Source organism: Pantoea sp. FN0305 (assembly GCF_050113845.1).
In the GTDB taxonomy this organism is placed as follows: Bacteria; Pseudomonadota; Gammaproteobacteria; order Enterobacterales; family Enterobacteriaceae; genus Mixta; species Mixta alhagi.
Genome location: NZ_JBNJSN010000002.1, coordinates 70,385 through 85,792, shown reverse-complemented (window position 1 = coordinate 85,792; position 15,408 = coordinate 70,385). Strand labels below are relative to the sequence as shown.

14 protein-coding genes are annotated in these 15,408 nt (G+C 53.5%); 12 read left to right on the top strand and 2 right to left on the bottom strand.

Features of this window, described 5'->3' with window-relative positions:
- Window positions 1-52: 52 nt before the first annotated feature.
- The 7 genes from ampG to ACQE3Y_RS04355 all read left to right on the top strand — a co-directional run bounded on the left by ampG (window position 53) and on the right by ACQE3Y_RS04355 (window position 8,218).
- Window positions 53-1,528, top strand: coding sequence for a muropeptide MFS transporter AmpG (gene ampG / locus ACQE3Y_RS04385; protein WP_426974621.1), 1,476 nt, complete (start codon window positions 53-55; stop codon window positions 1,526-1,528).
- Between the two features lie 441 nt (window positions 1,529-1,969).
- The gene (gene cyoA, locus ACQE3Y_RS04380; protein WP_085067716.1) at window positions 1,970-2,896 is read left to right on the top strand and encodes a cytochrome o ubiquinol oxidase subunit II; all 927 of its coding nucleotides are present in this window, start codon (window positions 1,970-1,972) and stop codon (window positions 2,894-2,896) included.
- Between the two features lie 4 nt (window positions 2,897-2,900).
- On the top strand, window positions 2,901-4,883 hold the full coding sequence (cyoB, locus tag ACQE3Y_RS04375; RefSeq protein WP_426974622.1) for a cytochrome o ubiquinol oxidase subunit I: 1,983 nt from the start codon (window positions 2,901-2,903) through the stop codon (window positions 4,881-4,883).
- Window positions 4,883-5,494: a cytochrome o ubiquinol oxidase subunit III gene (locus ACQE3Y_RS04370; RefSeq protein WP_085067718.1), complete on the top strand. Its 612-nt coding sequence runs from the start codon at window positions 4,883-4,885 to the stop codon at window positions 5,492-5,494. The genes cyoB and ACQE3Y_RS04370 overlap by 1 nt, the downstream gene beginning before the upstream one ends.
- Window positions 5,494-5,826 (top strand): cytochrome o ubiquinol oxidase subunit IV, encoded by a 333-nt coding sequence (locus ACQE3Y_RS04365; protein WP_141176762.1) that lies wholly within the window; start codon window positions 5,494-5,496, stop codon window positions 5,824-5,826. The genes ACQE3Y_RS04370 and ACQE3Y_RS04365 overlap by 1 nt, the downstream gene beginning before the upstream one ends.
- 13 nt (window positions 5,827-5,839) lie before the next feature.
- Window positions 5,840-6,727 carry a heme o synthase gene (gene cyoE / locus ACQE3Y_RS04360; protein WP_085067720.1) on the top strand — a complete coding sequence of 296 codons (888 nt, stop codon included), beginning with the start codon at window positions 5,840-5,842 and terminating at the stop codon, window positions 6,725-6,727.
- A gap of 126 nt (window positions 6,728-6,853) precedes the next feature.
- Window positions 6,854-8,218, top strand: a complete 1,365-nt coding sequence (locus ACQE3Y_RS04355) for an MFS transporter (protein WP_426974623.1) — start codon at window positions 6,854-6,856, stop codon at window positions 8,216-8,218.
- Between the two features lie 325 nt (window positions 8,219-8,543).
- Here the strand turns inward: ACQE3Y_RS04355 and ACQE3Y_RS04350 are convergent, their stop codons facing one another.
- The gene (locus ACQE3Y_RS04350) at window positions 8,544-9,035 is read right to left on the bottom strand and encodes a YajQ family cyclic di-GMP-binding protein (RefSeq protein WP_250652051.1); all 492 of its coding nucleotides are present in this window, start codon (window positions 9,033-9,035) and stop codon (window positions 8,544-8,546) included.
- Window positions 9,036-9,167: 132 nt separating this feature from the next.
- On the opposite strand from ACQE3Y_RS04350, the gene panE reads away from it, so the two are divergent.
- Both panE and yajL read left to right on the top strand, forming a co-directional pair.
- Window positions 9,168-10,088 carry a 2-dehydropantoate 2-reductase gene (gene panE / locus ACQE3Y_RS04345; RefSeq protein ID WP_426974624.1) on the top strand — a complete coding sequence of 307 codons (921 nt, stop codon included), beginning with the start codon at window positions 9,168-9,170 and terminating at the stop codon, window positions 10,086-10,088.
- Window positions 10,042-10,644, top strand: coding sequence for a protein deglycase YajL (yajL, locus tag ACQE3Y_RS04340; RefSeq protein WP_426974625.1), 603 nt, complete (start codon window positions 10,042-10,044; stop codon window positions 10,642-10,644). Before panE ends, yajL begins: the two co-directional genes overlap by 47 nt.
- 38 nt (window positions 10,645-10,682) lie before the next feature.
- Here the strand turns inward: yajL and thiI are convergent, their stop codons facing one another.
- Entirely contained in the window at window positions 10,683-12,131 is a 1,449-nt protein-coding gene (gene thiI, locus ACQE3Y_RS04335; RefSeq protein WP_426974626.1) for a tRNA uracil 4-sulfurtransferase ThiI, read from the bottom strand.
- 231 nt (window positions 12,132-12,362) lie between these two features.
- On the opposite strand from thiI, the gene xseB reads away from it, so the two are divergent.
- From xseB to dxs, 3 genes are read left to right on the top strand one after another with little or no spacing between them, the layout of a single operon-like run.
- The gene (gene xseB / locus ACQE3Y_RS04330) at window positions 12,363-12,605 is read left to right on the top strand and encodes an exodeoxyribonuclease VII small subunit (protein WP_085067726.1); all 243 of its coding nucleotides are present in this window, start codon (window positions 12,363-12,365) and stop codon (window positions 12,603-12,605) included.
- Window positions 12,605-13,504: a (2E,6E)-farnesyl diphosphate synthase gene (gene ispA / locus ACQE3Y_RS04325; protein WP_250652047.1), complete on the top strand. Its 900-nt coding sequence runs from the start codon at window positions 12,605-12,607 to the stop codon at window positions 13,502-13,504. Before xseB ends, ispA begins: the two co-directional genes overlap by 1 nt.
- 19 nt (window positions 13,505-13,523) lie before the next feature.
- Entirely contained in the window at window positions 13,524-15,389 is a 1,866-nt protein-coding gene (gene dxs / locus ACQE3Y_RS04320) for a 1-deoxy-D-xylulose-5-phosphate synthase (RefSeq protein ID WP_426980969.1), read from the top strand.
- Window positions 15,390-15,408 lie beyond the last annotated feature (19 nt).

Below are 15,408 nucleotides of genomic sequence, written 5' to 3'. Positions count from 1 at the left end.
ATTTTCGGTAGCCCGGCAGGATGCCGGGCGTGCCTACAGGAAAAGAGTCGTTATGGATAATCAGTTTCTGCGTATGTTTACCCAGCGCAATGCAGCCATCCTGCTCCTGCTGGGCTTCGCCTCCGGCCTTCCCCTCGCCCTGACTTCCGGTACGCTACAGGCGTGGATGACGGTTGAGGGTGTGGATCTTAAAACCATCGGCTTTTTTTCGCTGGTTGGACAAGCCTATGTTTTTAAGTTTCTCTGGTCGCCGCTGATGGATCGCTTTACGCCGCCTTTTTTGGGACGGCGTCGCGGCTGGCTGGTGATCACGCAACTTTTGCTGATCGGCGGCATTGCGCTGATGGGCAGCATGGAGCCTTCGCGTCATCTGACCCTACTGGCCGCGCTGGCGGTGTTGGTCGCCTTCTGTTCCGCCTCGCAGGATATTGTATTCGATGCCTGGAAAACCGATATTTTGCCGCCGGAAGAGCGCGGCAGCGGCGCAGCGATCACCGTATTAGGCTATCGCCTGGCGATGCTGGTTTCGGGCGGGCTGGCGCTGTGGCTGGCGGATCGCTATTTAGGCTGGCAGGCAACCTACTGGCTGATGGCGTTAATGATGCTGCCCGGTTTGATTGCTACCCTGCTGGCAAAGGAGCCGACCGATGTGGTTGCCCGGCCCCGTACGCTGGAAGAAGCCGTGATGGCGCCGCTGCGCGACTTCTTCAACCGCAATAATGCCTGGCTGATGCTGTCGCTGATTGTGCTTTATAAGCTGGGGGATGCTTTTGCCGCCAGCCTGACCACCACTTTTCTGATTCGCGGCGTCGGCTTTTCCGCTGGCGACGTCGGGCTGGTCAATAAATCGCTCGGGCTGCTGGCGACCATTATCGGCGCGCTCTACGGCGGCGTATTAATGCAGCGTCTGAGTCTGTTTCGTGCGCTAATGCTGTTTGGCGTACTGCAAGCTTTCTCTAATCTGGCCTACTGGCTGCTTTCCGTTACGCCGCCGCATATGTGGAGTATGGCTGGCGCGGTATTTGTGGAAAACCTGTGTGGCGGAATGGGCACTGCCGCGTTTGTCGCACTGTTGATGAGCCTGTGTAATCGTTCATTTTCCGCTACGCAGTTCGCTTTACTCTCGGCGCTCTCGGCAGTCGGGCGGGTTTATGTTGGTCCGGCAGCGGGCTGGCTGGTAGAGCTGTGGGGTTGGCCGACATTTTATGCTTTCTCCGTAATTGCTGCTCTGCCAGGCCTGCTGCTGCTGGCAGCCAGCAAACAGAGCCTGCTGCAGTCGCAGGAGAGTCAGCACTTTAATCCGCGTCAGCGCTGGCCTGTTGGCTATCGTTGGGCGCTGCGTCTGCTGGCCACTGGCAGCGCGCTGCTGGCGTTTTGGCTGTTAGCACTGGCGCTGGAAGCCGCCGGGTTGATGAGCCTGCCCTCGTTGTTTCCTTTGTTTAACCTCGGCTGCTTGTTGATGCTGTTGGGTATATCTACCGGTACGCTGCTGGACTACCTGGCGCAGCGCAAAACGATACCCGCTTAATTAAGCCGGACGGTAAAAATAGTTTCCGTCCGGACCTAATAAAAGCCTTCAGCATTGAATTTTTCTACCAACTAATTTTACGGAAAAAATTATCCGTCGCGTTCAACAAACTGCGTCTAATATTAAAATACGGTGCGTAATTATTTATGTTTAATAATTATCTCGCAAATGATACAGGCTTGTTAAACTATTGAGGCGCGATTACGTTGTTTAGAATCATCCCTTCCTATAATTCATTTGAGACATCCTTTTTCGTTATATTAACTCAACCACCTGTCTACATTAATATTCCGTCACCTTCTGCAACAGATGTGACACCCTTGGCAAAAGGTGTCAACACCCTTCTGACACGTTCTTAAGCTGGTTTACACTGCATAAACCTTCCCGTAAAATGCCGCCACACTTAAACGACAATAGAGCCCTTGTCATTGAGGTCGTTAAATGAGACTCAGGAAATACAATAAAAGTTTGGGGATTTTGTCATTAATTGCAGGCACTTTATTGTTAAGTGGCTGTGATAGTGCGTTGTTAGATCCCAAAGGACAGGTTGCAATGGAGCAACGTTCGCTGATACTGACAGCCTTTGGCTTGATGTTGATCGTTGTTATACCCGCAATTCTGATGGCCGTGGTGTTCGCATGGAAGTATCGTGCGTCCAACACTAATGCAAAATATAGCCCTAACTGGTCCCACTCCAATAAAGTGGAAGCAGTGGTCTGGACCGTTCCGATCCTGATCATCCTCTTCCTTGGCGTGCTGACCTGGAAATCAACCCACGCGCTGGAACCTGGCAAACCGCTGGCTTCTGACGTGAAACCGGTTGAGATCGATGTTATCGCACTGGACTGGAAATGGTTGTTTATCTATCCGGAACAGGGTATTGCCACGGTTAATGAGATTGCGTTCCCGGCGAATACTCCGGTGAGCTTCAAAATCACCTCAAACTCCGTCATGAACTCCTTCTTCATTCCGACCCTCGGCAGCCAGATCTACGCGATGGCGGGGATGCAGACCAAGCTGCACCTGATTGCTAACGAGCCGGGTACCTTTAAGGGCATCTCGTCTAACTTTAGCGGTCGTGGTTTCTCAGGAATGAAGTTTAACGCTATTGCTACTCCCGATCAGGCAAGCTTCGAGCAATGGGTAGCCAAAGCGAAACAGGCACCGAATACCTTAACCACCATGGATGAATTCGAAAAACTGGCAGCGCCAAGCGAAAACCATCCGGTTGAGTACTTCTCCAGTGCGGATCCTGAATTGTTCAAGCAGGTTATTGAAAAATTCAAGATGAACCACGGGACGATGGACATGTCAGGTCATGAAGGCATGGACATGAGTGAAGCCTCTCACGCGGGAGCCGAGGAATAATACGATGTTCGGAAAATTAACACTGGATGCAGTGCCGTACCATGAGCCTATTATCATGGTTACGGTGGCCGCCATCATTCTTGGTGGTCTGGCCCTTGTCGCTGCGCTGACTTACTTCGGTAAGTGGAAATACTTGTGGACCGAATGGCTGACGTCAGTCGACCACAAAAAACTGGGTATCATGTATGTGATCCTGGCATTTGTCATGCTGCTGCGTGGCTTTGCCGATGCTATCATGATGCGTGGTCAACAGATGTTGGCCTCCGCCGGGGAAGCGGGCTTCCTGCCTCCTCATCACTACGATCAGATCTTTACCGCCCACGGCGTAATTATGATCTTCTTCGTAGCGATGCCGTTCGTTGTTGGTCTGATGAACATTGCTGTTCCTCTGCAGATCGGCGCGCGCGATGTGGCGTTCCCTTTCCTTAATAACCTGAGTTTCTGGTTCACCGCTGTCGGCGTGATTCTGGTTAACCTCTCTCTGGCCGTGGGCGAGTTTGCTCAGACCGGTTGGCTGGCCTATCCCCCGCTGTCAGGCGCGGAATACAGTCCAGGCGTTGGGGTAGATTACTGGATCTGGAGTCTGCAGCTTTCCGGTATCGGTACGACATTAACAGGTATTAACTTCTTCGTTACTATCCTGAAAATGCGTGCGCCGGGCATGACCATGTTCAAAATGCCGGTTTTCACCTGGGCATCACTGTGTACTAACGTGCTGATCATCGCTGCGTTCCCGGTACTGACCGTGACGCTGGCGCTGTTGACCCTTGACCGTTATCTGGGCTTCCATTTCTTTACCAATGATATGGGTGGCAACATGATGATGTATGTCAACCTGATCTGGGTATGGGGCCATCCGGAAGTTTATATTCTGGTTCTGCCGGTGTTCGGTGTGTTCTCAGAAGTGGTTGCCACGTTCTCGAAAAAGCGCCTGTTTGGTTATACCTCGCTGGTGTGGGCAACCGTGGTTATTACCGTTCTGTCCTTTATCGTTTGGCTGCACCACTTCTTCACTATGGGTGCGGGTGCGAACGTTAACGCCTTCTTCGGCATTATGACGATGATTATCGCCATCCCGACCGGCGTTAAGATCTTTAACTGGCTGTTCACCATGTACCAGGGCCGCATTCAGATGCACTCTGCCATGCTGTGGACCGTAGGCTTCCTGGTCACCTTCTCTGTGGGTGGTATGACCGGTGTTCTGCTGGCGGTTCCGGGTGCTGACTTCGTGCTGCACAACAGTCTGTTCCTGATCGCGCACTTCCATAACGTGATTATCGGTGGTGTGGTATTCGGTTGTATGGCCGGTGTGACCTACTGGTTCCCGAAAGCATTTGGTTTCACCCTGAACGAAACCTGGGGTAAACGCGCTTTCTGGTTCTGGATTATCGGTTTCTTCGTTGCCTTTATGCCGCTGTACGCGCTGGGCTTTATGGGCATGACCCGTCGTCTGAGCCAGGATATCGATCCGCAGTTCCATACGCTGCTGGTTGTTGCTGCCGTAGGTGTTGGCCTGATTGCGCTGGGTATCCTCTCTCAGCTGATCATGTTCTGGGTTTCTGTACGCGACCGTCACCTGAACCGCGATCTGACCGGTGACCCATGGGGTGGCCGTACGCTGGAGTGGTCAACTTCCTCTCCGCCGCCGTTCTATAACTTCGCAGTGGTTCCGCACATCAATGAGCGTGATGCCTTCTGGGAAATGAAAGAAAAAGGTGAAGCGTATAAGCAGCCTGCTCATTATGAAGAGATCCATATGCCGAAAAACAGCGGCGCGGGCCTGATTATCGCCCTGTTCGCAACGGTCTTTGGTTTCGCTGCCATCTGGCATATCTGGTGGCTGATGGGTCTGTCCTTCGTGGCGATGATTGTTAGCTGGATCGTTAAAAGCTTCGATGAAGACGTTGATTACTATGTTCCGGTCAAAGAGGTCGAAGCAATTGAAAATCAGCACTTCAAAGATATCAGCAAAGCAGGTCTGAAATAATGGCACAAACACTGTCTAAACAGCACGACGCCCATGCGGAGCATGGGCATCACGATGCGGGAGCCAATAAGATTTTTGGCTTCTGGATCTACCTGATGAGCGACTGCATTATCTTCGCAACGCTGTTTGCGACCTATGCAGTTATGGTCAACAACACTGCCGGTGGTCCGGCAGGTAAAGACATTTTCGAACTGCCGTTCGTACTGGTCGAAACCGCCCTGCTGCTGTTGAGTTCCATTACTTACGGTATGGCCGTTATCGGCATGAACAACGGCAAAAAAGGCGCAGTTAACCGTTGGCTGGCGCTGACGTTCTTGTTCGGACTTGGCTTTATCGCGATGGAAATCTATGAGTTCCATCATCTGATCGCAGAAGGCTTCGGCCCGGATCGCAGCGGCTTCCTGTCAGCCTTCTTTACGCTGGTTGGTACGCACGGTCTGCACGTAACCTCTGGTCTGATCTGGATGCTGGTTCTGATGTTCCAGATTGCTAAAAATGGTCTGAATGCCACCAACCGCGCGCGTATCATGTGTCTGAGCTTGTTCTGGCACTTCCTCGACGTGGTATGGATCTGCGTATTTACCGTTGTCTATCTGATGGGGGCCATGTAATGAGTCATTCTGTTAACGAACATGGCGCATCTCACGGCAGCGTGAAATCGTACATGATTGGCTTCATCCTCTCTGTCATCCTGACGGCTATTCCGTTCTGGATGGTAATGGATGGCGGCGCTTCGCATGGCACAATTCTCAGCGTGGTTCTGGTGTGTGCGGTAGTTCAGGTGCTTGTTCACCTGGTCTTCTTCTTGCACCTTGATACCAAATCTGAAGGCGGCTGGAACTTTGTGGCGATTGTGTTCTCCGCCATAATTATTCTGATTGTTGTCGTCGGCTCGCTGTGGATCATGTGGAACCTCAACTACAACATGATGATGTCCCACTAAAGAGTCGCTCGTGATGATTAAGCAATACCTGCAAGTAACAAAACCAGGAATTATTTTCGGGAATTTAATTTCTGTTATCGGGGGTTTTCTGCTGGCTTCGAAAGGCAGTATTGATTACACCCTGTTTCTCACCGCCCTGGTTGGTGTCTCACTGGTGGTCGCATCAGGTTGTGTTTATAACAACTTTATCGACCGCGACATCGACAGAAAAATGGAGAGAACCAAGAATCGAGTGCTGGTAAAAGGCCTCATCTCTCCGAAAGTAACCCTGGTTTATGCAACCGCATTAGGTATTGCTGGCTTTGCGTTGCTGTATTTCGGAGCAAACCCGCTGGCCATGTGGCTGGCGGTCATGGGCTTCGTGGTATACGTCGGCATTTACAGCCTCTATATGAAGCGTAAATCAGTCTACGGTACGCTGATTGGTAGTCTTTCCGGCGCTGCGCCGCCGGTTATTGGCTACTGCGCAGTGACTAACGAGTTTGATGCTGGCGCGCTGATCCTGCTGGCGATCTTTAGCCTGTGGCAGATGCCGCATTCCTATGCGATTGCTATCTTCCGCTTTAAAGATTACCAGGCAGCAAATATTCCGGTTCTGCCGGTGGTGAAAGGGATCTCCGTGGCAAAAAATCATATTACGCTCTACATTCTGGCGTTTATGATTGCCACGCTGATGCTGACGCTGGGCGGCTACGCTGGCTACAAATATCTGGTGGTTGCGGCGGCAGTAAGCGTTTGGTGGCTGGGAATGGCACTTTCAGGTTATAAAACGTCAAACGATCGCGTTTGGGCTCGTAAACTGTTTGTGTTCTCCATTGTCGCTATCACGGCGCTAAGCGTGATGATGTCGGTTGACTTTATGGCACCGGTGTCAGAAAACCTGCTGACTTACGTACGCTAATCGTAAGCTACATCACTAAGGGCGCTTCTTGCGCCCTTTCTTTTTGTTACGACTGCTTAAAAACTTCCGTTTTACCCGCCCTGCCCTGCTCCTTAAAATAGTGTCAGTAATAATATTGAGGTTGCAATGAACGATAACAAAATGACACCGGTTGAGCTGCGCGCAACCTGGGGTTTAGGCACCGTATTTTCTTTGCGTATGCTGGGCATGTTTATGGTTTTACCGGTGCTCACCACATACGGCATGGCTTTACAGGGTGCAAGCGAAGCGCTCATTGGCCTGGCGATTGGTATTTATGGTCTGGCTCAGGCTATTTTCCAGATACCATTTGGCCTGCTCTCCGATCGTATTGGCCGGAAACCGCTTATTGTCGGCGGCCTGCTGGTTTTTGTGCTCGGCAGCGTGATTGCAGCCAGTACCACCTCGATTTGGGGAGTCATTCTCGGTCGCGCCCTGCAGGGCTCCGGGGCGATTGCCGCCGCGGTTATGGCGTTGCTCTCCGATCTTACACGTGAGCAGAACCGCACCAAAGCGATGGCGTTTATCGGCATCAGCTTTGGCGTGACCTTTGCCATTGCGATGGTGCTGGGTCCGATCATTACGCATGCCTTCGGCCTGCATGCGCTGTTCTGGATGATCGCCATTCTGGCCAGCTGCGGTATTGTGATTACATTGCTGGTGGTGCCTAACGCGCCGCATCATGTTTTGAACCGCGAATCGGGAATGGTGAAAGGCAGTATTCGCGAAGTGCTGATGCAGCCGCGCCTGTTGAAATTGAATATCGGCATTTTCTGCCTGCATATTCTGCTGATGTCGAGTTTCGTTGCCCTGCCCGGTCAGTTTGAGCTGGCGGGTTTCCCGGCTGAGCAGCACTGGAAGGTTTATCTGATCACCATGCTGGTGGCGTTTGTTGGCGTGGTGCCTTTTATTATCTATGCCGAAGTGAAACGCCGTATGAAGCGGGTTTTTATCTGCTGTGTCGCGTTGATCCTTATCGCCGAGATTGTACTTTGGGGAGCAGGAAATCACTTCTGGACGCTGGTAATTGGCGTGCAGCTTTTTTTCCTCGCCTTTAATCTGATGGAAGCCATTCTGCCTTCATTAATCAGTAAAGAATCCCCGGCCGGTTATAAAGGCACCGCGATGGGAATTTATTCCACCAGCCAGTTTCTGGGCGTGGCGATAGGCGGCAGCATGGGCGGCTGGGTTTTCGATCGGTTTGATGCGCAAACGGTGTTTTTGCTGGGCTCGATTGTCGCTACGCTGTGGCTGCTGCTTAGCAGTACCATGCAGGAGCCGCCTTATGTCAGTAGCCTGCGTATCGTGCTGAGTGAGAATGCACTTAATGATCCGCGCCTTGAGCAAAAACTTAAAGCGCAGCGCGGCGTCTCTTCGGTGTTTATCGTGCCGGAAGAGCGTAGCGCCTATATTAAAATCGACAGTAAGGTGACCAGCCGGGTTGAGCTGGAAGCGTTGATTGCCAGCGCCTGACGCGTTGCCCTTCCCCGCTGGCAGCATCGATACAATCAGGGCCGCATGACGCGGCCTGGCACTATCAACGCGGCCTGATACCATCACTGCGGTCTGAGGCGCAGAAAGGCTGTATGGGCAGCCTTCAAATAAGGGCCGGTGCCTGCACAGGCAGGCCGGTCCGATCGTAAAGACGCAAAAAACGTCATCCCTGACAGCTCGGCCCGCGGCGTCCCTGCCGCGGGACGCTTTACTCTTCTGCCCGGCCTGCCTGTGCCGCAGACGTCGGTGATGTCTGTCAGTACATTACGCGCCCCGCTTATCGATACGGTGCTATCACATTTAATTAATCGCGGAAGTTTTTAAACTGGAACGGCTGGCCCAGGTTTCCGCCGCGCACCAGCGCGATGGCGCTTTGCAGATCGTCGCGCGACTTACCGTTAACGCGCACCTCTTCTCCCTGAATCTGCGCCTGAACTTTAATTTTGCTGTCCTTGATAAGCTTAACAATCTTCTTCGCCATATCGGTCTCGATACCCTGCTTGAGTTTGGCATCCAGACTCCAGCTCTTGCCGCTATGCTCGATCTGCTCCGGCACTTCCAGCGCTGCGCCTTCAATTCCGCGTTTAAGTAGCTTCTCACGCAGAATATCCACCAGCTGTTTCACCTGAAAATCGGACTCGGTGGTGACTTTAATGGTCTGCGCTTTTTCATTCAGCTCAATGCTGGCAGTGACATTACGAAAATCAAAGCGGGTTGACAGCTCACGGTTGGCGTTTTCTACCGCGTTTCGTACTTCCTGCATGTCGATTTCAGAAACGATATCGAAAGATGGCATAATTTTTTTCTCCAGACTCCAAAGTGACAGGCATAATACCTGCTTGTGCATGGCAAGGAAAATAGCCCTTAGGCATAGCTATACTCAATTAACTCGCCGGTAAGGCTCTGAAAACCGCCTGCGGGAGGACGCATGAAAATTACGGTACTTGGCTGCGGCGCGCTTGGTCAGCTCTGGCTGGCGGCGCTCGATCGACAGGGGCATGAGGTACAGGGCTGGCTACGGGTTCCGCAGCCCTGGTGTTCGGTGAACGTTATTGATACCGACGGTTCAGTGGTAAATAAAACCTTTATTGCCAACGATCCGCTGTTTCTTAGCCAGTGCGATCTTCTGCTGGTTACGGTTAAAGCCTGGCAAGTTTCCGGCGCGGTAAAGAATCTGCAAAGCCTGCTGCCGCCAGACTGCCCAGTATTGCTGCTGCATAACGGTATGGGCACGCTGGAAGAGCTGAAAAGCCTGACGCAGCCGTTACTGCGTGGCGTTACTACCCATGCAGCTAAACATGACGGTACGGTTATCCTGCACGTTGCCAGCGGCACCACACATATTGGACCGGGCTCCGCTGATAGCGCGGCGTTAAGCGATCTGGCTGAAATGCTGCATCAGGCGCTGCCGGATGTTGCCTGGCATAATAATGTCTCTGCCGCATGCTGGCAGAAGCTGGCCGTTAACTGTGTTATCAATCCTCTCAGCGCCATCCATGACTGCTTAAACGGCGAACTGATCGCCTGGCCGGAGCAAATTTCCCTGCTCTGTGATGAGGTTGCGGCGGTTATGACGCGGGAAGGGCTGCATACCAGCGCCGGTCAGTTGAAGGAGTATATTTATTCCGTGATTGCCAGCACCGCGCTTAATGTCTCCTCTATGCTGCAGGATATCCGGTCCCAGCGTCGCACTGAGATTGAATATATTACTGGTTATCTGCTGCAGCGCGCGCGGGCGCAGGGGATTGCCGTGCCGGAGAATGCCCGGCTATATGAGCTGATCAAGCGTAAGGAACAAGATTATGAACGCGAACGTATCGGTGCTGGTCTGCCTGGCACATGGCACTGAAGAAACCGAAGCCGTCACCACTATCGACCTGCTGGTGCGCGGTGGAATTCATGTCACCACCGCCAGCGTCAACGGCGATGGCAGTTGCGAAATTGTCTGTTCACGTGGCGTGCGACTGCTGGCGGATGCGCCGCTGGTCGAGGTTGCAGACAACGATTTTGCGGCTATCGTGCTGCCAGGCGGCCTGAAGGGCGCGGAGGCCTTCCGCGATAGTCCGCTGCTGGTGGAGACGGTGCGCCAGTTTCATCTTTCCGGACGCATTGTTGCCGCCATTTGCGCCGCAGCTGGCACGGTACTGGTGCCGCACGATCTCTTTCCACTGGGGAATATGACCGGTTTTCCTGGATTAAAAGAGACTATCCCGGCGGAAAAATGGGTGGAAAAACGCGTGGTTTGGGATCCCCGCGTTAACTTACTGACCAGCCAGGGGCCAGGCACGGCGATAGATTTTGCCCTGAAGCTGATCGATCTGCTGGCAGGAAAAGAGAAAGCACGGGAAGTGGGGGAACAGCTGGTGATGGCGGCGGGGATTTACGATTATCGCGACCCGTTTTAAGCTTTAAGGCCAGCCGGACGGCTGGCCTCACTACTGGCTTAAGGACGATACACCTTCACGTTCTTAAAGCCCTGCTCATACAGATAGAGCGCCTGCAAACGGCTCATCACGCCGCGATCGCAGTACAAAAGCCAGGTTTTGCTCTGGTCAAGATCGCCAAAATGGGTGGCCAGTTTGAAGAACGGCAGCGATGTCACATCCATCCCTTCCACCTTCAGCGGCTTAGATTCCTGCTCATCCAGCGAGCGAATATCCAGCAGCGCTTCGTTCGCTGAAACAGAAGCAACGGTTTCTACTTCCACCACCTCTTCCTGTGACTGTTCTGCGATGGTACGAATATCAACGTTGGTCGCTTCCTGCACCGCACGCTCCAGCACGCTGAAATCGAAATTCGCTTCTTCCGCTTCGATCTTGCTCTTCACCGCTTTGACCGTTGGGCTTTTCGAGATCACACCGCAATATTCCGGCATGGTACGGGCAAAGTCTTCCGTGCCGATCTGGCGCGCGAGATTGATGATGTGCTCTTTATCATGCGAAATCAGCGGACGCAGGATCAGGGTATCAGAAGCGTTATCAATCAGGCGCAGGTTAGTCAGCGTCTGGCTGGATACCTGACCCAGCGCCTCGCCGGTCACCAGCGCCTGCACGCCGTAGCGCTCGGCGATTTGCGAAGCCGCACGCACCATCATGCGCTTCAGTACCACGCCCATCTGGCCGTCATCCACTTTTTCCAGAATCTCCGCCACCACCGGCTCGAAATTGATGGCGACAAAACGTACGCGATGCGAGCGACCAAAACGATTCCACAGATAGTGTGCCACCTGACGAACGCCGATTTCATGCGCCGCGCCGCCAAGGTTAAAGAAGCAGTAATGTACGCGGCAGCCGCGACGCAACAGCATATAGCTGGAAACGCCGGAGTCGAAACCGCCGGAAATCAGCGACAGCACATCCTCCTGCGTACCGATAGGGAAGCCGCCCAGGCCTTCATGGCGGCCGGTCACCAGTATCAGGCGCTCGTTCTCAATCTCCAGATTGACCGTAACCTGCGGATGCGAAAGCTTTACCTGCGCGCTGGCGATATGCTGATTCAGACCGCCGCCGACATAGCGCTCCACATCCTGCGAGCTGAACGGATGCTGTCCCCGACGCTTAACGCGTACGCAGAAGGTTTTCCCTTCCAGACGTTCGCGGTTAACGGCCAGCGTCTGCTCAAAAATATCGTGCATATCGGTCCAGGTACGATCTTCTACTGCCAGCACATGATGGATACCGGGAATGCGCGTGAGCTCATCGACATAAACTTCACGCAGGCTTTCATTTTTGGATCGTACTTCAATATGATCCCAGTGACGCACCACTGCCAGAGTTTCATCAAGATCCTTCAGTACGTTACGAATATTACCCGTAAGGATTTTGATAAAGCGCAAGCGCACCGACTGACTCTTGATGGTGATTTCAGGAAATAATTTAATGATAAACTTCATGGCAGCACAGCTCTGAGATAATTAAGTGCTAAAAACAGCGGCACTTAACTGATAAAATCAATGAATTGCAAAGTCACCTGCGTCCTTTGCTTCCGAGGCGCGGCAGTATATCACTTTTGTCTTTGAGCTGCCTGTTTTACCGTCATGCTCTATCATTATTTTGCTAATCATTTCGAGTCGGCTACCATGTCCGCTTGCTATAGATAAAAAACCTGTGAGCCAATAATCACTATGCCAAAAAAAGCCGAACAGCCCATTAGTTTTGAGACGTCCCTGCAGCAGCTGGAGCAGATAGTTACCCGTCTGGAAAGCGGCGATTTACCGCTGGAAGAGGCGCTGAATGAATTTGAGCGCGGCGTACAGCTGGCAAAAGTAGGGCAAAAAACCCTGCAGCAGGCGGAACAGCGCGTTCAGATCCTGCTTAACGATGATAAAGATGCCGCCCTGACGCCTTTTACGCCGGATGCTGAATAATGGATTTTGCTGAACTGCTTGCCCACTATCATCAGCGGGTGAACCTTGCGCTGTCGCGTTTTATTGCTCCCCTGCCCTTTCAGAGTTCTCCTCTGGTTAATGCCATGCAATATGGGGCATTATTAGGCGGTAAACGGCTGCGTCCGTTTTTAGTATATGTGGTCGGCGATATGTTACAGGCCGACACGGATACCCTGGACGCGCCCGCCGCCGCCGTTGAATGCATTCACGCCTACTCATTGATTCATGACGATCTTCCGGCTATGGATGACGATAGCCTGCGCCGTGGACAGCCAACCTGCCATATTAAATTTGGCGAGGATACCGCTATTTTAGCGGGCGATGCGCTGCAAACGCTGGCCTTTTCGATCCTTGCCGATGCGCCGATGCATGGCGTTCAACCGCAGGACCGCATCGCCATGATTTCTGAGCTGGCGCAGGCCAGCGGCGTGGCAGGCATGTGCGGCGGTCAGGCATTGGATCTGGCGGCGGAAGGTCAGCAGATCGATTTAGCGACGCTGGAAAAAATTCATCGTCATAAAACCGGTGCGTTAATTCGCGCTGCCGTTCGTCTTGGCGCGCTGAGCGCCGGCGAACGCGGGCGTGCAGCCCTGCCGCTGCTCGATCGTTATGCCAATGCGATCGGGCTCGCCTTTCAGGTTCAGGATGACATTCTGGATGTGGTGGGCGATACCGCAGTAACGGGCAAACAGCAGGGTGCCGATCAGCAACTTGGCAAAAGCACCTATCCGGCTCTGATGGGGCTGGACGATGCCCGCCAGAAAGCGCAGGACCTCTATCAGGAAGCGCTCGGCGCGCTGGATCAGCTGGCCGCACTTTCTCTGGACACCTCCGCCTTACATGCGCTGGCAGGCTTCATTATCGAACGCGATAAATAACTTCCACAATGAGTCTCTGATGAGTTTTGATACTGCAAAATACCCGACGCTGGCGCTTGCCGATACCGTGCAAGAACTGCGTAAACTGCCGAAAGAGAAGTTGCCGGCACTGTGCGATGAACTACGTCAGTACCTGCTGGACAGCGTCAGCCGCTCCAGCGGCCATTTTGCTTCGGGCCTCGGGGTGGTTGAACTGACCGTCGCGCTTCACTACGTCTATAACACGCCGTTCGATCATTTGGTGTGGGATGTCGGTCATCAGGCCTACCCGCATAAAATTCTGACTGGACGCCGCGACCGCATCGGCACCATTCGCCAAAAAAATGGCCTGCATCCATTCCCCTGGCGGGCAGAAAGCGAATATGACGTGCTGAGCGTGGGACACTCCTCTACCTCAATCAGCGCCGGTCTTGGTATGGCGGTGGCCGCAGGCAAAGAGGGCCAGGGCCGTCGTACCGCCTGTATTATTGGCGACGGCGCTATCACCGCCGGGATGGCCTTTGAGGCGATGAACCATGCCGGTGATATCAAAGCGGACCTGCTGGTGATTCTGAACGATAACGAAATGTCGATTTCAGAAAACGTTGGCGCGCTTAATAATCGCCTGGCGCAAATCCTCTCTGGTAAAACCTATGCACGCCTGCGTGAAGGCGGCAAAAAGGTGCTAACCGGCCTGCCGCCGATTAAAGAGCTGGTTAAACGTACCGAAGAACATCTTAAAGGTATGGTGGTGCCTGGAACGCTGTTTGAGGAACTGGGCTTCAACTATATCGGCCCGGTTGATGGTCACGATGTACTGACGCTGGTGCATACCCTCAGCAATATGCGCGATCTGAAAGGTCCGCAGTTTCTGCATATCATGACGAAAAAAGGCAAAGGCTACGCGCCGGCGGAGAACGATCCTATCGCCTGGCATGCCGTGCCTAAATTCGATCCGGCCAGCGGCGCGCTGCCTAAAAGTTCTGGCGGTTTACCCACCTACTCCGCGATTTTCGGCGACTGGCTGTGCGAAACCGCAGCAGACGACAACAAGCTGATGGCGATTACGCCAGCGATGCGTGAAGGCTCTGGTATGGTGGGCTTTTCACGCCAGTATCCGGGCCAATATTTCGACGTAGCAATTGCCGAGCAGCATGCGGTGACCTTTGCTGCCGGACTGGCTATCGGCGGCTACAAGCCGGTGGTGGCAATCTACTCCACTTTCCTGCAGCGCGCTTACGATCAGCTGATTCATGACGTGGCAATTCAGCAGCTGCCTGTACTGTTCGCTATCGATCGCGGCGGTATTGTCGGCGCGGATGGACAAACGCACCAGGGCGCGTTCGATCTCGCTTTCCTGCGTACCATTCCCGGCATGGTGATCATGACGCCCAGCGACGAAAACGAATGCCGTCAAATGCTCTATACCGGCTATCACTATCAGGCCGGGCCAAGCGCAGTGCGTTATCCGCGCGGCACCGGCACCGGCGCGCCTATGCAGCCGCTGGTCTCACTGCCGCTGGGCAAAGGCGTAATAAAACGTCGCGGTGAAAAGCTGGCGATCCTCAACTTCGGCACGCTGCTGCCGGAAGCACAGGCAACAGCCGACGCGCTGAACGCCACGCTGGTGGATATGCGTTTCGTTAAACCACTGGATGAGGCGCTGATACTGGAACTGGCGGCCAGCCATGAATCGCTGGTGACGCTGGAGGAAGGCGCGATTAAAGGCGGCGCAGGTAGCGGCGTTAATGAACTGCTGATGGCGAAGCGTGTTGCGGTGCCGGTATTGAATATCGGTCTGCCGGATGAGTTTATCCCGCAGGGCACCCAGGATGAGATCCGACACGACTATCAGCTGGACGCTGAAGGCATTCAGCAGCAGATCGCTGAGTGGCTGGCCCAGTAACGCTGTTTAGCGCCGGAGC

Bases quoted from the DNA above. Each gene is read 5' to 3' on its own strand.
- ampG (WP_426974621.1), top strand. From the start codon at position 53: ATGGATAATCAGTTTCTGCGTATGTTTACCCAGCGCAATGCAGCCATC.
- cyoA (WP_085067716.1), top strand. From the start codon at position 1,970: ATGAGACTCAGGAAATACAATAAAAGTTTGGGGATTTTGTCATTAATT.
- cyoB (WP_426974622.1), top strand. From the start codon at position 2,901: ATGTTCGGAAAATTAACACTGGATGCAGTGCCGTACCATGAGCCTATT.
- ACQE3Y_RS04370 (WP_085067718.1), top strand. From the start codon at position 4,883: ATGGCACAAACACTGTCTAAACAGCACGACGCCCATGCGGAGCATGGG.
- ACQE3Y_RS04365 (WP_141176762.1), top strand. From the start codon at position 5,494: ATGAGTCATTCTGTTAACGAACATGGCGCATCTCACGGCAGCGTGAAA.
- cyoE (WP_085067720.1), top strand. From the start codon at position 5,840: ATGATTAAGCAATACCTGCAAGTAACAAAACCAGGAATTATTTTCGGG.
- ACQE3Y_RS04355 (WP_426974623.1), top strand. From the start codon at position 6,854: ATGAACGATAACAAAATGACACCGGTTGAGCTGCGCGCAACCTGGGGT.
- ACQE3Y_RS04350 (WP_250652051.1), bottom strand. From the start codon at position 9,035: ATGCCATCTTTCGATATCGTTTCTGAAATCGACATGCAGGAAGTACGA.
- panE (WP_426974624.1), top strand. From the start codon at position 9,168: ATGAAAATTACGGTACTTGGCTGCGGCGCGCTTGGTCAGCTCTGGCTG.
- yajL (WP_426974625.1), top strand. From the start codon at position 10,042: ATGAACGCGAACGTATCGGTGCTGGTCTGCCTGGCACATGGCACTGAA.
- thiI (WP_426974626.1), bottom strand. From the start codon at position 12,131: ATGAAGTTTATCATTAAATTATTTCCTGAAATCACCATCAAGAGTCAG.
- xseB (WP_085067726.1), top strand. From the start codon at position 12,363: ATGCCAAAAAAAGCCGAACAGCCCATTAGTTTTGAGACGTCCCTGCAG.
- ispA (WP_250652047.1), top strand. From the start codon at position 12,605: ATGGATTTTGCTGAACTGCTTGCCCACTATCATCAGCGGGTGAACCTT.
- dxs (WP_426980969.1), top strand. From the start codon at position 13,524: ATGAGTTTTGATACTGCAAAATACCCGACGCTGGCGCTTGCCGATACC.